The sequence below is a fragment of the Clostridium sp. CX1 genome, assembly GCF_025398335.1.
GTDB lineage: Bacteria > Bacillota > Clostridia > Clostridiales > Clostridiaceae > Clostridium_AM > Clostridium_AM tanneri.
In genome coordinates, this window is sequence record NZ_JAODOO010000004.1 from 263,382 (window position 1) to 279,905 (window position 16,524).

12 protein-coding genes and 1 other RNA gene are annotated in these 16,524 nt (G+C 31.9%); 2 read left to right on the top strand and 11 right to left on the bottom strand.

What is annotated here, in order from left to right:
* Window positions 1–15 precede the first annotated feature (15 nt).
* The 3 genes from N4T77_RS06415 to N4T77_RS06425 form a co-directional block, all read right to left on the bottom strand.
* Window positions 16–2,319, bottom strand: a complete 2,304-nt coding sequence (locus N4T77_RS06415) for an Eco57I restriction-modification methylase domain-containing protein (RefSeq protein ID WP_261670925.1) — start codon at window positions 2,317–2,319, stop codon at window positions 16–18.
* Between the two features lie 87 nt (window positions 2,320–2,406).
* The gene (gene lgt / locus N4T77_RS06420; protein ID WP_261670926.1) at window positions 2,407–3,192 is read right to left on the bottom strand and encodes a prolipoprotein diacylglyceryl transferase; all 786 of its coding nucleotides are present in this window, start codon (window positions 3,190–3,192) and stop codon (window positions 2,407–2,409) included.
* Between the two features lie 179 nt (window positions 3,193–3,371).
* Window positions 3,372–4,265: a sulfite exporter TauE/SafE family protein gene (locus tag N4T77_RS06425; RefSeq protein WP_261670927.1), complete on the bottom strand. Its 894-nt coding sequence runs from the start codon at window positions 4,263–4,265 to the stop codon at window positions 3,372–3,374.
* A 511-nt stretch (window positions 4,266–4,776) separates the two neighbouring features.
* Here N4T77_RS06425 and N4T77_RS06430 point away from each other — a divergent pair.
* Complete coding sequence (locus N4T77_RS06430) at window positions 4,777–5,358, top strand: GNAT family N-acetyltransferase (RefSeq protein ID WP_261670928.1); 582 nt, start codon at window positions 4,777–4,779, stop codon at window positions 5,356–5,358.
* Between the two features lie 62 nt (window positions 5,359–5,420).
* Here N4T77_RS06430 and rnpB read toward each other — a convergent pair.
* From rnpB to N4T77_RS06465, 7 genes are all read right to left on the bottom strand, one after another.
* Window positions 5,421–5,765, bottom strand: an RNA gene (gene rnpB, locus N4T77_RS06435) — RNase P RNA component class A.
* 152 nt (window positions 5,766–5,917) lie between these two features.
* On the bottom strand, window positions 5,918–6,733 hold the full coding sequence (locus N4T77_RS06440; RefSeq protein WP_261670929.1) for a Nif3-like dinuclear metal center hexameric protein: 816 nt from the start codon (window positions 6,731–6,733) through the stop codon (window positions 5,918–5,920).
* Window positions 6,733–7,413 carry a class I SAM-dependent methyltransferase gene (locus N4T77_RS06445; RefSeq protein ID WP_261670930.1) on the bottom strand — a complete coding sequence of 227 codons (681 nt, stop codon included), beginning with the start codon at window positions 7,411–7,413 and terminating at the stop codon, window positions 6,733–6,735. The genes N4T77_RS06440 and N4T77_RS06445 overlap by 1 nt, the downstream gene beginning before the upstream one ends.
* Before the next feature lie 17 nt (window positions 7,414–7,430).
* Window positions 7,431–8,318: a PH domain-containing protein gene (locus tag N4T77_RS06450; protein ID WP_261670931.1), complete on the bottom strand. Its 888-nt coding sequence runs from the start codon at window positions 8,316–8,318 to the stop codon at window positions 7,431–7,433.
* A 111-nt stretch (window positions 8,319–8,429) separates the two neighbouring features.
* Window positions 8,430–9,515 (bottom strand): RNA polymerase sigma factor RpoD, encoded by a 1,086-nt coding sequence (gene rpoD, locus N4T77_RS06455; protein ID WP_261670932.1) that lies wholly within the window; start codon window positions 9,513–9,515, stop codon window positions 8,430–8,432.
* Window positions 9,515–11,284: a DNA primase gene (gene dnaG, locus N4T77_RS06460; RefSeq protein ID WP_261670933.1), complete on the bottom strand. Its 1,770-nt coding sequence runs from the start codon at window positions 11,282–11,284 to the stop codon at window positions 9,515–9,517. The genes rpoD and dnaG overlap by 1 nt, the downstream gene beginning before the upstream one ends.
* A 291-nt stretch (window positions 11,285–11,575) precedes the next feature.
* A complete protein-coding gene (locus tag N4T77_RS06465) occupies window positions 11,576–12,604 on the bottom strand; it encodes a deoxyguanosinetriphosphate triphosphohydrolase (protein WP_261670934.1) in 1,029 nt (342 codons plus the stop codon).
* Window positions 12,605–12,727: 123 nt separating this feature from the next.
* On the opposite strand from N4T77_RS06465, the gene N4T77_RS06470 reads away from it, so the two are divergent.
* The gene (locus tag N4T77_RS06470) at window positions 12,728–13,795 is read left to right on the top strand and encodes a CotS family spore coat protein (protein ID WP_261670935.1); all 1,068 of its coding nucleotides are present in this window, start codon (window positions 12,728–12,730) and stop codon (window positions 13,793–13,795) included.
* Window positions 13,796–13,891: 96 nt separating this feature from the next.
* Here the strand turns inward: N4T77_RS06470 and ppdK are convergent, their stop codons facing one another.
* Window positions 13,892–16,522 (bottom strand): pyruvate, phosphate dikinase, encoded by a 2,631-nt coding sequence (ppdK, locus tag N4T77_RS06475; protein ID WP_261670936.1) that lies wholly within the window; start codon window positions 16,520–16,522, stop codon window positions 13,892–13,894.
* Between the last annotated feature and the right edge of the window lie 2 nt (window positions 16,523–16,524).

Below are 16,524 nucleotides of genomic sequence, written 5' to 3' on the forward strand. Positions count from 1 at the left end.
TGTTAATTTAAATTTTTACTTTCCTTTATCTTTAAACCAGATGTTATGGACTTCTTCCGTCCAAAGAGTTAATCCATACTCATTTTTACTGTATCTTACTAGCTCTTTTCCCTTCTTATTTGAAACCTTTTCTTTTACATACTTGCTCCAACTGTCTGAACATAAATTTAAAACTTCTCTTATTATACATACCTCTTTTTTATCAAATCTATGTTCTTTAAGTATTTCTATTAGCACATCAATATTGGGAATAGCCTTAGCCAACTCTCTTTCTAAATCTTTAACAGCTAAATACTTTCCAACATGACTTAAAATATTTACACTCTTTGTCTTTATTTCTCTATATATTTCATTAATAAGCCCTTCATAATACTTAATATGCTCTGTATTGTACTCATCAATTTCCCTTAACTCACAGTTAGTATTACAGTTTTCTATTAACTCTATTTCTTCTTCCGACAACTGATAAGCTGCATATAGTATTTGATTACTACTTTTTACACAGATATTTAGCTCTTCCCTCAATCTTTTTTCCTCATTCTTTAGAATTCTATACTCCCCTAGAATATCCTCGTAACTATTTTTCATGATTAAAGGGCTAAATTTGATGCTCTTTATATCCTCTTTAAGATTTACTATTTTTTTTATTATTTCTGAATAAATATTACTGCTTAAAACCTCTCTGTGTATAGGTATTCTTTCTAAATCATAATGTTGTATGTAGGGATAAGCTTCAGGATTTGTTATAAGAGCTTTTATAAAATAGAAGTTAGATAACTTTGATTGTATTTGTCCTAGTAAATTATATACATCATCTTCCTCAAAGGGAATAATCATATATACAGATTGTTCTGCAAAAGTACCTTCTTTGTCTAGACTGGCTACTATACTACTGCCAGTTTTCCTTAGTAAGATTTTAGGATTCTTTCGGTGTTTTTCTATTTTCTTAGTTCCACCAAATACACTCATTCCTTGTAAATAGCAATATCTATCATTATTCTCTATAGTATATTTACCAAGGTCTCTTCCTAAAGCTATTCTATCTCTATTTGTCATTCCATAAGCATCTTTAAAATTCTTTTCTTTATTTTTGATCATCATTCCTACATGAATATTACAGAATTCCTTAAGTTCTAAGGAATTAATTTTTATTTTTTCTATTATACTCTTGTGGTTCAGCTTTGTGAGAATATTTATGATACACTTCTCATCTTTTGCTATTTCTTTTTGGCTAACTTGAGAACCACAAAAGTTTTCTTCGTCTATATAATCTAATTTTAAAGATATTTCATGGTTATCTTCATATTTACTTTTTTCTAAAATATACACTGCTGTCCCAACAATGGCATCTTTAAATATTTTACTAGAAAACTGAGTAACACTTAATAGCTTGGCATTTCTAACTAAACTACATCTTGAGCTAATATAACTACTTGCAAAAAAGTACCTATCTGGTATTATAAATCCGTGCATTCCGCCAGGTTTAAGTTTTTCTAGACTTCTTTCCATAAGTAGATAGAATATATTCTTTTTATATCCTACGGTATTATACTTATTTAAAATGTATTTCCAGTAAGTTTCACTAGTTTCTGATTTAAGCATCATTACATAGGGAGGATTTCCTATTATATAATCAAATTCATTGCTCCAAAAATTACTTAACTTCTCTATTACCTGATAACTATCTATTTCCTCTGATCTGTTACTGTATTTATTCTGCAGTCTAAATATATCATTTAAAACTTTATGTTCCTTATGTAAAATTGACTGTTCCCATTTTAATAGACTATCACACTGTACTATATTGAAACTTATTTCTAATTTTTCATTGCCTTTTTTTATAAGATTGTTTTTAGTAATAGCTACAGCTACAGGATCTAAGTCTGCACCATAAAGGCAATTTTTTAATATATGATAGTGTATAATTTCTTCTGTCCAGTAATCATTACCCTTAACCTTTTTTAAACTTTTACCTCTGTCTCCAGTAGTGTAGTTACTGTTAAATTGGCTGTATTCTTCAATATAATAGGTTTCATCAGCATATAGTTCTCTAATAAGTTTTAAATTTGTAATAAACTTATTTTTTAATATATCATAAGCCTTCACTAAAAAATAACCTGCCCCGCAAGCAGGATCAAGTATCTTAACAAATGGATTTTTAACTACATCTGCTTTAGAAACTGTATTCTTAAGTATATAATCTATTATAAAATCAGGAGTATAAAACATTCCCATTGATTTACGTATATCCCTGTCTGTTAACTTTTCATATATCGCGCCAAAAACACCTTCATTCTTTATTATTTCTTCCCCAAGCATAAATTCTCTTCCTCCAAAAGTAATAATTAGCCTCACTTATTCTAGAACTAATTAATCTAATTCGCCTATTTCTTTAGCTAAGGGCTATCATGCTTTATTATTTTCTTTATTTTTTTCGCCTGACCCCTTATGCACCAATATAAAAAATACAATAGATAATAATACTCCAGATAAACTTACTAATTGTGCTACCCTTATACTGCCCAGCATTAAACTATCTGTCCTTAATCCTTCAATAAAAAATCTTCCTAAAGAATATAACCCTATATAGGAAAATATTACATAACCCTTTTTTAAAGTTTTTGACAACAGGTAAATAAGTACTAGACAAACACAAATATTCCATAGAGATTCGTATAAAAAAGTGGGATGATAATAACTTCCATCTATATACATACCCTTTTGTATAAACAAAGGAAACTTCTGAATGAATTCATAGGATACCGGTCCTCCATGAGCCTCGCCATTAAAAAAGTTTCCCCATCTACCTATTGCCTGCCCTAATATTAGAGAAGGAGCTGCAATGTCTGCCATAAATAAGAAATCATATTTCTTTTTTCTTGTATAAATATAAGCTGCTGTTAGACCAAGTAAAACGCCTCCATGAATAGCAAGACCACCCTGTCTTATATTAAACACATCAATAAGGTTATATCTATAATCATCAAATTGAAATATTACATAGTAAAGCCTTGCTCCTATAATAGAAAAAGGAAAGGCTATTAAAAAAGTATCTAAGAGTTTTTCGAAATCAAACCTTTTCATTTTACAATTAAAATTTGCTAATATAAGGGCAGAAGTAACTCCAAGTGCAATAATTATTCCATACCATCTAATTTCAAATCCATTAATGGAAAAAGCTATTGGATTCATACCTTTCACGTCCTCTCTTTGTTTTTATATAGTAATCATTATATCACTAAATTTGTATTTATATAAATAGAATTCTAGGCTTTTCATATAATGGGAGATGAGGTAGTTATCAAAAAACATAAAAGACCTTCAGCTTTAATTAATTAACTGAAAGTCTTTTATGTTAACATAGAATATTATTATGCTGCATTCTCCAGGATTTCCCCTCTATTTGCAATCTTTTTCACAGATTTAAACATCAACACAGATGTGTATAATATTACAAGAACAACTACCCATTTTAATGTATCAAGAGGTAATGATTTAACAAGGTAGGCTGCAATTAAAACTCCTGCAGAACCTAGTATAGTAATAGCCACTGCTGCCTTTGATGAATAAGCTCCATTTTTTATAAACTTGTAAGAAGAGAAAGGTAATAGTACCGCGCAGGAACCCATCATTATAGGAAATGCTGCTTTTGGGCCCATTCCTAGTGCAAAAATAAGTGCCATACAAGGTGCGTATAAGCCTATTCCAACTGTCATAAGTGCTGCAAAAACAAAATTCCCTACTATTCCAGCTACTAGTTTTATTCCTGTAAGACCTATAGCATCTCCGCCTACTGGGAAAAGCTTTAACTGTCCCGCTATCATAATTGCAGCTACAATAAGAAGTGCTGTGCCCATTACAAGTTGTATAGTCTTTTCATTAAATTTAGAAACAATCTCTGCTCCAACTAGCGCTCCTAGCACTGCTGACGCAAGCATACTAAACAAAGTTACTGGGTCAACCTCAATAACAGTCATAAATATCAACGCCTCAAGTATAGTAGGTATTGTGCACCCAACATTTAGGGTTCCTGGAATTTTCTTATCTTCAACTACCTTTAAACTTTTGAAAAGCGAAGTCTCAATTGCAAAGCTTCCTATACCTAATGTATCAAAAAAGTTAGCTATCATTCCTATGATGCCTAACTTTGTAAAACTATCTTTCTCAAGAGTCCTAGCTTTCTTTTTGTTCATATAGTCTTTTATAAGCAAAAATGAAAACCAGACACCACTAAAAATCATAAATGCTAATAATACTTTTAACATGTTTTCCCTCCAAACTCCATTAGATACTATATTTTTTTGTTATCCTTTACATCGCTATATCATTTTATAATAGGGTTTGTACTTTTTCAATGAAAATCTAAATATTATCAAACTTTATTATTGCTTTATCATAGTGAATGTATATACGTGAATAGAATATAAATTATATGAATTATTAGTAAAAATCACTTCTTATTTTTCTCAAATCTTATGATAAAATTAACTGCTCTGAGAAAAAAAGAAAACAAGAAGTATATAAAAATGTATACTTCTCGTTTTCTCTCTGAGATATTGTAAAAGCACTATTAGAGTCTACACTCCTGATAATATTATATTCTTATATACCTCAAATATACCTGATATTATATTTCTGTTTAACAATTTTGGTGGCTATTGGAATAATTTAGCCATCTTATGGTATATACTATAATTTGTGATGAACTATAAAGCTTAACTATAGCTTTTTATATCATTTTATATGCTGGATAGATACCATAAAGGAGGGCTTATTATGTACATAGGAAAAAAAGTCAGATTAAGAGAATATAGAAAAGAAGATATACCTTTGAGAGTAACCTATATAAATGACCCAGAAATAATTAAGAGCCTAACGCCGGATATACCTTATCCTATGACTCTCCATGAAGAGGAGAAATGGTTCCAATCAGTCACAGCACTTAATGATACGTATAAATTTGCAATTGAAACACTTAATGACAGTAAGTTTATTGGTGGCTGCAGCATAAATAGCGTAGACTGGAAAAATAGTGTTGCTACTGTTGGTATATTTATTGGCAATAGACAATATCGAGGTAAAGGTTATGGCACTGATGCTATGAGGGTTCTTACAGATTTCGTATTTATGCAAATGAATATAAATAAGATTCGACTTATCGTATACTCTTATAATGAATCTGCAATAAGATGCTATGAGAAATGTGGTTACAAAGTTGAAGGAGTTTTAAAACAGGAAATATATAAAGATGGTAAATACTATGATAAGATATCAATGGGACTTTTAAAAGCTGAGTACCTATCACTTAAAACAACAGCTTATATTCATCGAAGTTTGAATAAAGATGCAATAGTTTAAGTAACATAGTAATTAATTATATAACAAAAACACTAGGCATCAACCTAGTGTTTTTCACGGTATAAAGGAGTAAGTCTATAAGCCGAGTTCTGTATTTGACAATCATCTATCTAGGCCTATTGTTACCAATAGGCTCCAGCGATACACCCGGAAGCGGGACGGGCCGCCCCATAATGCTTCCCTATTCGATCTTGCTCCAGATGGGGTTTACATAGCCGCAAAGTCGCCAATGCGCTGGTGAGCTCTTACCTCGCCTTTCCACCCTTACCGAAACTGAGTTTCGGCGGTATATCTCTGTTGCACTTTCCTTCAGGTCACCCTGACTGGGTATTACCCAGCACCCTGCCCTATGGAGCTCGGACTTTCCTCTCCTATGTTTCCACAGCAGCGATTGTCTGGCTTACTCACAGGTACTATAATATCATAGTGACTACATAAATGCAAATAAAATTTACTTCCTAATATTCCTAGTTATCACAATAACCTCTTTTGCTACATACCTAATAAATATTTTATACTATCTATTTTGGTAAATAGGAAATGAATTATGCTATTGCTCCTATTTATACTTGTAAGGATTTCGAGAAGTTTCCGATAAAATAATAGTGTTATTAAAGCCCATATCTTCTATTTGTTTTTTTAAATACCCTGCAACTAATGTCATAGCAGGCCACTCTGTTCCAAAATGTCCAGCATCAATTATAGCTATTCCCTCTTCTTGAAAATCGCTAACATAATGGTATGTAGTGTCTCCTGTAATTACACAGTCTGCACCCATCTTTTTAGCAGCACTAAAATAATCCTGCCCACTTCCATTTATAACTGCTACCTTTGTTATTTTTTTAGATTCAGGTCCTGCATATCTTAGTACTGAAATATTTAAGGCCTTTTTTATTCTATCACAAAGTTGATCTAAGGTAATAACTTCCTTAAGCTCTGCAATTCTACCTATACCAGAACCTTCTTCATTACCACTTGTTCCTTCTATAGGCTCAATAATCTTGCACTTATCCATACCTAGGAGGTTCATAATTATATCATTTATTCCACCCTTTACAGCATCCAGATTGGTGTGGCTAGAATATAAACTAATATCATTTCTTATAAGCTCTATTATCTTCCTTCCAAGTAGTGTATCTGTAGTTATATTAGAAGGCTTTTTAAAAAGCAGGGGATGGTGGGTAAAGATTAGATTACATCCTTTTTTCTTTGCCTCTTCTACTACATCCATAGTACAATCTAAGGCTATAAGTATAGATGATACTTCACTATTCATATCGCCTACCATAAGACCAACATTATCATAGCTTTGTTTAAGCCTCGCTGGAGCATGTTTCTCCATTATACTATGTATATTCTTTACTTTTAAAGACATTATAATAGTTCCTCCAATCTATCTATTTTAACCCTAAGCTCTTTCTTTCTTTTATCTGCTAGTTCTGTATTTTCTTTAATATTTAATAATATTTTATTATATTTTTTTATCTTTTCTTCAATAAATTTAGGAAGAAGAGAATGCTTTTTATCTACTAAACTCTTACCAACTTCATAAAATATTTCATCCACTTTTTTAGGGCTATTATCATACTTTATCTTAATTATTTCGTAAAATCTATTTTCATCAATACATAACTCTTCATCAATTATTTTATACCCCTTTTGGTAGATGTATTCTCTTAAAACCTCAGGATTTTGAACAGGCTGAAGTACTGCAAATTCTACTTCCTTAAATATTTCTTTTCTTTCTTCTATTATATCTCTTATTAGGTTTCCTCCCATACCTGCAATAACTATACCCTGAACCTCACCTTTATTTATAGTGGTTAACCCTCCACCTAATCTACAATTTATTTTATCTTCTAAACCTTCAATTCTTACATTAAACCTTGCCTTTTCAACAGGACCTTTATTAATATCAGAAGCAATAGCTGTGTTACATATGTTGTTTCTTACTAAATAAATAGGTATGTATCCATGATCAGTGCCTACATCTACTACACATTCACATTTATCTACCATTGATGCAATAGTTTCAAGTCTTGTACTTAACTCCATGTTTCATTCTCCATTCTTTATCTAAATGTAAGTAAAATTCTAATCTGCATAATAAAAAAAGTTATGGATATAATTAGAGATATATAAATAAACTTATAGGATGACTTTCTATCGTATTTTGCACAAAAATAAGCTGCATAATACATACAGAAAAGAATAGCCATATTAAGAAGTCCATAAACCATTTGTTTAAATGCAAATTGCTTACCTGTTCCCAACTTTATGGCTAAAAATTGAGAATCAAAATTTAAAGGCATCATAGCCGGAAGCATATTATACAAGTATAATAATATAGGATTTAATGCAATCGTAAGCGACAGTACCGCCACTATTATAAATGGAACAAAAAATTTCTTATCCTTATAAAGATTAATGTTTCTATTCGCCTTATGTTCCCAACTTATTTCATTAATATCATTCTCTCTTAATTCCTTTTCAAACTTATTAAAGTCTTCAGGGGACAAGCCGTAATTCATATCCTCTGTTTTTAGATAAATTATATTTTCTGTTGAAGTAACAAACATATAGGTACTTCCTATTTTTTCAATTATTGCTCTCCCAATAGCAAAATGATTTTTGCCATAGCCGGATAACTTCACTCCTTTTATATACCCCTTAGCTTTTTTATAACCTTGTATTGATGAGAAAGGAATTTTTATATTTTTTATGCCTAAACTGCTGGTAATATATAAGTTTTCCTTGTCCATAGAATAATTTAGTGAAGTACAAATAATTATGTAATAAAGCTGATATATATTAAAAACAATAATAGTTATTTTAAGTATGATAGAGATTTCATAGGAATTTACTACAAACAGTAGTAACACTAAAAAGATATTGTATAATACACTTATTCCTACTATAGGGTATATCCCCTTCCCTTTAATTGACTTATAAGTTTCCACATCATCACCTTCCTATTATAATATTATAGCATATTTTGTTATCAGTATTACTATAAAGATGTTCTTCACAGAAAATTAAAGATATAACAAAAGCACCATATGATAGGTGCTTTAGTCTAAATAGTCTTTTAATTTTTTACTTCTACTTGGGTGTCTAAGCTTTCTTAAGGCCTTTGCTTCTATTTGTCTTATTCTTTCTCTTGTAACATTAAATTCTTTACCTACTTCTTCAAGAGTTCTAGCTCTTCCGTCATCTAATCCAAATCTTAGTCTTAAGACCTTCTCCTCACGAGGAGTTAGGGTGTCTAAAACATTTATAAGCTGTTCTTTTAACATAGTAAAGGCTGCTGCTTCTGCTGGTGCTGGTGCTTCATCATCTGGTATAAAATCTCCTAGATGGCTATCCTCTTCTTCACCTATTGGTGTCTCTAGTGATACAGGTTCTTGAGCTATTTTCATTATTTCTCTTACCTTATCTACCGGCATTTCCATAATTTTAGCTACTTCTTCTGGTTGAGGCTCTCTTCCTAATTCTTGTAATAACTGTCTTGAAACCCTTATTAACTTATTAATAGTTTCAACCATATGTACAGGTATTCTTATTGTTCTTGCCTGGTCTGCAATAGCTCTTGTTATCGCCTGTCTTATCCACCATGTAGCATAAGTACTAAACTTAAAGCCTTTTCTATAATCAAACTTTTCTACTGCCTTTATCAGTCCAAGGTTTCCTTCTTGAATAAGGTCAAGGAATAACATTCCCCTTCCTACATATCTTTTTGCTATGCTTACTACAAGTCTTAAGTTAGCTTCTGCAAGCTTCTTTTTTGCAGCTTGATCTCCTTCTTCTATTCTATTAGCTAACTTAATTTCGTCTTCCGGTGAAAGAAGTGGTACTTTACCAATCTCCTTTAAATACATTCTTACAGGGTCATCTATAGCAATACCTTCTGGAATACTTAAATCTAAGTCTTTTTCATCTACCTCTACATCCTGCATATCTCCAATGACTTCAATTCCCATAGATTCAAGTACTTCGTATATTTTTTCAATTTGCTCAGGACCTAAATCTATTTCTTCTAATTCATCCATTATTTCTTTATAAGTTAAAGTGCTATTTTTTTTGCCTTTTTCAATAAGCTTTTTAACGATTTGCATCTTTGCACTTTTATCTTTCATTGTTTTTCCTCCTTCAGCCATTACTGTATCCCACCAATCTTTTTTTGTATTTGAATGAGCTCTTGAGCAAGTTTTAAAGATTCCTCTAACTTTCCATCAGCCTCATATTGTTTTATTTTATTCATAATCTCTTTCTTAGACTCCTCTAGTTTATACTTTTTTATACTTTTTATATAATCAGTTATTATATCTTTAAAGTCATATTCATCATATACTAATTCAGTATCTAAAACATTTACCCATTCTCTAGAAGTATCTATGTTGTCACATTTTATCTCAATACGTTTTTTTCTTTCCTCTTCCCCATACTGGGCACTTTCAATAATATAGTCATATATTTTTCTATGACTTTCCAAAATCAATTCATCTTTTAATATATTGTCTGCAGCATATTCAAGAGCTTTTATATCTCTTGCCATAATGTTTAAAAGACCTCTTTCGGCCTTTAGGTATGCAGGCTCTAAATATAATTTTTGTCCAAAATCCCTATCTATATTCACATTTTCAGCTTTTTTTACATTTTTTTGAATTTTGTTGTTTATCATATCAAATAATGCCTGTTCTCTAATTCTTGTTTCATCTGATAACTTTTTTATGTAAATTTCTTTTTCTATAGGATCTAATTCCGTTATTATTTCTAAAGCTCTTTCTGCATATTTTATTACGTCTCCAGTACTATTAAGATCAATTTCTTCCCTAAGTATACTTATTCTATAGTCTATAAGTGGAAGAGCATCCTCTACCAGCTTTAAAAAAGCTTCTTTGCCATTGTTTCTTATAAACTCGTCAGGGTCCTTACCTTGTGGAACTGTTAACACTCTAACCTCCATGCCTACTTCTCTAAGTATATCTAGCCCTCTGAGCGTTGCCATTTGACCAGCGCTATCTGCATCATAGGAAATAATAACCCTATCTGCATATCTTTTCATAAGCTTTGCTTGATTTATTGTTAAAGCAGTTCCTAGTGAAGCTACAGTATTGGTAATTCCATGTTGATGAAGGGATATACAATCCATATAACCTTCTACTATGATTAGCATTCTAGAGTTATTACTTTTTATTGCAAAATTTAACCCATATAAATTTGTTCCTTTTTTAAATACAGGAGTTTCTGGAGAATTTAGATACTTAGGCTTGGAATCATCTAGCACTCTTCCCCCAAAGCCAATAACCTTTCCTTTATAGTCGAAAACAGGAAATATAACCCTATTCCTAAATCTATCATAGTAAGAACCTTTTTGACTTTTTATTATTAGCCCATTTGAAAGCATATCTAGTTCAGAGTAACCCTTAGCTTTCAGATGTTTTAACAGTTCATTCCAACTGTCAACTGAGAATCCAAGTCCAAATCTTCTTATAGTACTTTCCGTTATACCTCTGTTTAATAAATATTTTTTTGCATCAATATTATTTTGCAAACAACTAAAAAAATATCTAGCAGCCTCTACATTCAAATTATATAGCTTTTCAAAACTATTTTTATTACTAGTATTACGTTCATCTAGTTCTAAATCTATATTAGCCCTATCTGCTAAAAGCTTTAATGCATCAGGAAAAGTCAAATTTTTAGTTTTCATGACAAAGGTTATGACATTTCCCGCTTCTCCGCAGCCAAAACATTTATATATTTGTTTATCTGCAGACACGCTAAAAGACGGTGTTTTTTCATGATGGAATGGGCATAAACCTGAATAGTTTCTGCCAGATCTTTTTAGCTTTACACTTTCAGATATAATGTCCACTATATCATTTTCTTCCTTTATCTTTTGAATGACATCTTCTGATATCAATAGCTGCTCCCACCTATCTATAATTTAAATATAGTGTTAGTTCCCCTTACTATTATTCTACAATAACATATATAAAAATATCTTAATTAGGATAATAAAGATAAACTATCACCAGATTGAAGGTACCTGCTTAGAAATAAATATATTCGACACAAATTACTATATTCCTTCTTTAAAGCTAAACATTTTTCTTTTTTGCTACAGGAACTACTATATATATTCTTTATAAATATTAAATATCCTTCAAAATATACAATGTTTATTTTACCCATTTAATGATATAAATTATTCCTAGTAAACTACTATTTTAGGAACATATATACTATTAAACAGCAACAAACAGTAGTCATCACTCATGCCGGATATATAATCTGCAACCCCTCTATACAATCCCTCTTCTTCTACAATATTAATATAGAGTTCTGGCATTTTATTAGGATTTTTAATAAAATAATTGAAAACCTGCTCTAATACAAACTTTGCCTTTTCTCTTTCTGTTTTCAACACATTTCCCATGTAAATCTTTTTAAACATAAACCCTCTAAGCTCCATTAACGCACTACCTATTTCTTCACTTAGAGAAACCTTTATTATTCCCTTGTTTATATTATTTATAGTATTATAAATACAATCTTTTACTAATGTATCTATTCTTTCACTATGACTTTTTCCAAGTATTTTAACAGAACTTATAGGCAGCTCTTCCTCTCTTAATAACTCTGCTCTAATAGAGTCATCAATATCATGGTTTACATAGGCAATTTTATCACTATACCTAACTACCTGCCCCTCTAGCGTAAAGGATTCTGAATTTGCATTGGAAAATCCACTGTGATGTAATATGCCATCTAAAACTTCTTTAGTAAGATTTAACCCTAAACCCTGTCTCTCTATTTTAGTTAAAACTCTTATACTATTTTCATTATGTCTAAATCCTCCTGGTACAAGTTCATCTAAAACTTCTTCACCATTGTGAGCAAATGCCACATGTCCTATATCATGCCCCATAGCTATAGCTTCCACCAAATCTTCGTTAATGCCTATTCCCCTTGCTATGGTCTTTCCTATTTGAGCCACCTCAAGAGTATGAGTGAGCCTTGTTCTATAATGGTCTCCCCAGGTTTTTATATACACCTGTGTTTTATGTTTAAGCCTTCTAAAAGACTTGCTATGTATTATTCTATCTCTGTCTACCATAAATGCAGTTCTTATTTCATCATCTTCCTCTTTAATTCCCCTTCCTCTTGAAGCTGAAGAAAAGGCTGCTTCATTTATTAGTATTAGTCTTTCTCTTTCTTCTATTGTTTTTCTTAAAATCATAAACATCACCTTTTAAAATTATTCTATATATATATTTAAAACTCCTTTTTTTATCCTAAATGTATATTATAAAAAGTTGAATAATATTATTATAAGGAAATAGCTTTTTAAGGAGTGTTAGAAGTGCCTTATCCCGCTAAGCAATCTAATTTAGATTTATTATCTGAAGAAAATGTAAAAAAATACGTACTTCCCAAATACAACCTACAGCAGGCACAAGTGGAAAGAGTTAAATTTAAAGATACAGATAAACAAAGAGCTGTATATAAAGTAGACTCACTTAATTCAACCTATTGTTTAAAAAAAGTATACTTTTCTAGAGAAGAATTGCTTTTTGTTTATTCTGCTGTAGAGTGGTTATTTCGGAACGGAATAAACGTTCCTAAAATACTTCCAACAGACGATAAAGGACGTTTTGCAAAGTACAGTGGTATGCTGTTTATATTAACTCCATGGATACAGGGTACTAAATGCAACTTTGACAATAAAGAGCATGTGTTAAAATCTATAAATCACCTTGCACTTATGCATAACGTTGGAGAAAGTTTTGTTCCCATAGAAGGAAGTGCTGTAAGAACAAATTTTCAAGATCTCTCTGGTTCTATTAATAAACACTTTGAACAACTTCTTTCTTGTTCAAACTTAGCCTTTAAACATGGAGATAAATTTTCTAAAACCTTTTTACAACACTTTGAAACCAACTCATTGCTTGCTCAAATATCTACACAAGTATGTTCAACTATAAACAATGATAATCTAATGGCCTCACTATGTCATTTAGATTATGTAAATAAAAACATAATTTTTGATGAAAATAATCAGCTATGGGTAATAGATTTTGATAAATGCAGCATGGATTACTGTACCCACGACATATCTTATTTTCTTAGAAGACTTTTAAAGAGAGACAAGACTAATTGGAATGTGGAATTTGCAATAGATTGTTTCGATTCCTACGAAAAGGTTCGTCCTCTGAACTTAGATGAATATAAGTATATATTAGCATATCTATCCTTTCCTCAAAAATTCTGGAAAATTACAAGAGATTATTATAATAATATTAGAAAATGTAATCATAATTCATTTTTATATTTACTAAAGAAAGCAGCGGCCAATGATGAAGCACATTTAGATTTTACTATACAACTAGGTAAGTTTATTGAAAATAAATTTTCTACTAAAATAACATAAACTTAATTTTTAAGCACTCAATGAATTTCTACTTTTACTTAAAAACACTAAAAGTTAAAAAGCAGTTGGTATCGCCAGCTGCTTTTTAACCTTTTATTATCTTTTATTTTTAACCTGTGCTTGTGCTGCAGCTAATCTTGCTACAGGAACCCTAAATGGCGAACAGGATACGTAATCTAATCCGATATTATGACAAAACTCAACAGAGGATGGATCTCCGCCATGCTCACCACAAATTCCAAGGTGAATATCTGGCCTTGTCATTTTTCCTAGTTCCACTGCCATTGTAACTAGTTTACCTACTCCTACCTGATCTAACTTCTGGAATGGGTCAAACTCATATATCTTTTTATCATAATAATCCTTTAAGAACTTTCCAGCATCATCTCTTGAGAACCCAAAGGTCATTTGAGTAAGATCATTGGTTCCAAAAGAGAAAAATTCAGCCTCTTTAGCTATTTGATCTGCTGTAAGTGCTGCTCTTGGTATTTCTATCATAGTACCAACCATATATTTCAGTTCAATTCCCTCTTCAGCTATCACTTCATCAGCAATTCTTACAATAATATCCTTAACAAACTTTAGTTCTTTTAACTCGCCAACAAGTGGTATCATTATTTCTGGGACTATATCATATCCTTTTTCCCTTTTTACATGTATAGCAGCTTCTATTATAGCTCTAGTCTGCATCTCTGCTATTTCTGGATAGGATACTGGCAGACGACAACCTCTGTGTCCCATCATAGGGTTAAACTCGTGCAGTGACTCAACTGTTGTCTTTAATTCCCCAAAACTCAGTCCCATCTCCTTAGCTAAATCCCTTACATCCTTATCTTCCTGTGGTAAGAATTCATGAAGTGGAGGATCTAACAATCTAATAGTCACCGGCCTATTCTCCATAGCCTCATAAATTCCTATGAAATCCTCTTTTTGCATTGGAAGTAACTTATCTAAAGCTTTTCTTCTTTGTTCTTCTGTTTTTGATAATATCATCTCTCTAACTGCTGGTATTCTATCCTCATCAAAGAACATGTGCTCAGTTCTGCAAAGTCCTATACCTTCAGCGCCGTATCTAATTGCCTGCTCAGCGTCTCTAGGTGTATCTGCATTAGTCCTAACCTTCAATGCTCTAATTTCATCTGCCCAGTTCATAAACTTTCCGAAATATCCACTCATCTCAGGTTCCACAGTCTTAATTGCTTCACCATAAACATTTCCAGTACTTCCGTCAAGAGATATATAATCTCCTTCTTGATATACTTTATCTCCTACTTCAAAAATTTTAGCATCTTCATTTATTCTTATGTCACTGCATCCAGCTATACAGCAAGTTCCCATTCCTCTAGAAACAACTGCTGCATGGGAGGTCATTCCCCCTCTAGCAGTAAGTATACCCTCTGCTGCTACCATTCCTTCTATATCCTCTGGGGATGTTTCTCGTCTTACTAATATTACCTTTTCACCTTGCTCATGATGCATTTTAGCTTCCTCTGCAGTAAAGTAAACTTTACCACAAGCTGCCCCTGGTGAGGCTGGAAGTCCTTTAGCTATTACTTGAGCACTCTTCAATTCTTTTTCACTAAATTTGGGATGTAAAAGAGAATCTAATTGCTTAGGATCAACCTTTAGCATAGCTTCTTTCTTAGATATGAGACCTTCTTCTACCATTTCAACGGCTATCTTTAGTGCAGCTTGTGCTGTTCTTTTACCATTTCTTGTTTGCAGAAAGTACAACTTACCTTGTTCAATAGTAAACTCCATATCCTGCATATCTTTGTAATGCTTTTCCAGATTCTCAGCCATTTCTACAAATTGCTTATAACAATCCGGTAAATCCTGCTGCATCCTTGAAATTGGATGAGGGGTTCTTATTCCTGCAACAACATCTTCTCCCTGTGCATTTATTAGATACTCACCAAATATAACTTTTTCTCCTGTTGCTGGGTTTCTAGTAAATGCAACTCCTGTTCCGGATGTATCTCCCATATTACCAAATACCATTGACTGGACATTTACTGCTGTGCCCCAATCTCCTGGTATATCATTTAATCTTCTATATACTACAGCTCTTGGGTTATCCCATGAACTAAATACAGCTGTTATGGCTTCTAAAAGCTGTTCCTTTGGCTCCTGTGGAAATTCTTTTCCCATTTCCTTTTCATATAGAACCTTGTAATTTTTGACAATATCTTTTAAATCAGAAGCAGTTAATTCTGTATCAAATTTAACTCTCTTCAGCTCTTTAACCTCATCTAGTATATCTTCAAACTTTCTCTTTTCAATTCCCATAACAACATCAGAGAACATCTGAATGAATCTTCTGTAAGAATCGTAGGCAAATCTTTCGTTATTGGTAAGGTTTTTTAATCCTTCTACTGTTTTATCATTAAGACCTAAGTTTAATATAGTGTCCATCATGCCAGGCATAGAAGCTCTTGCCCCAGATCTTACTGATACAAGTAGAGGATTCTGTATACTACCTAGTTTTTTACCAGTTATTTGTTCTATATAAGCTAAAGCTTCATAAATTTGAACTATAACTTCCTTCGCTAACTCTTTTCCATCTTCATAGTATTTAGTGCAAGCTTCTGTACTTACTGTAAACCCTTGCGGAACAGGCATGCCTAAGTTAGTCATTTCAGCTAAATTAGCACCCTTCCCCCCAAGTAAGTTTTTCATAGCAGCATTACCTTCATTAAAGAGATATACATACTTTCTACTTACCATAA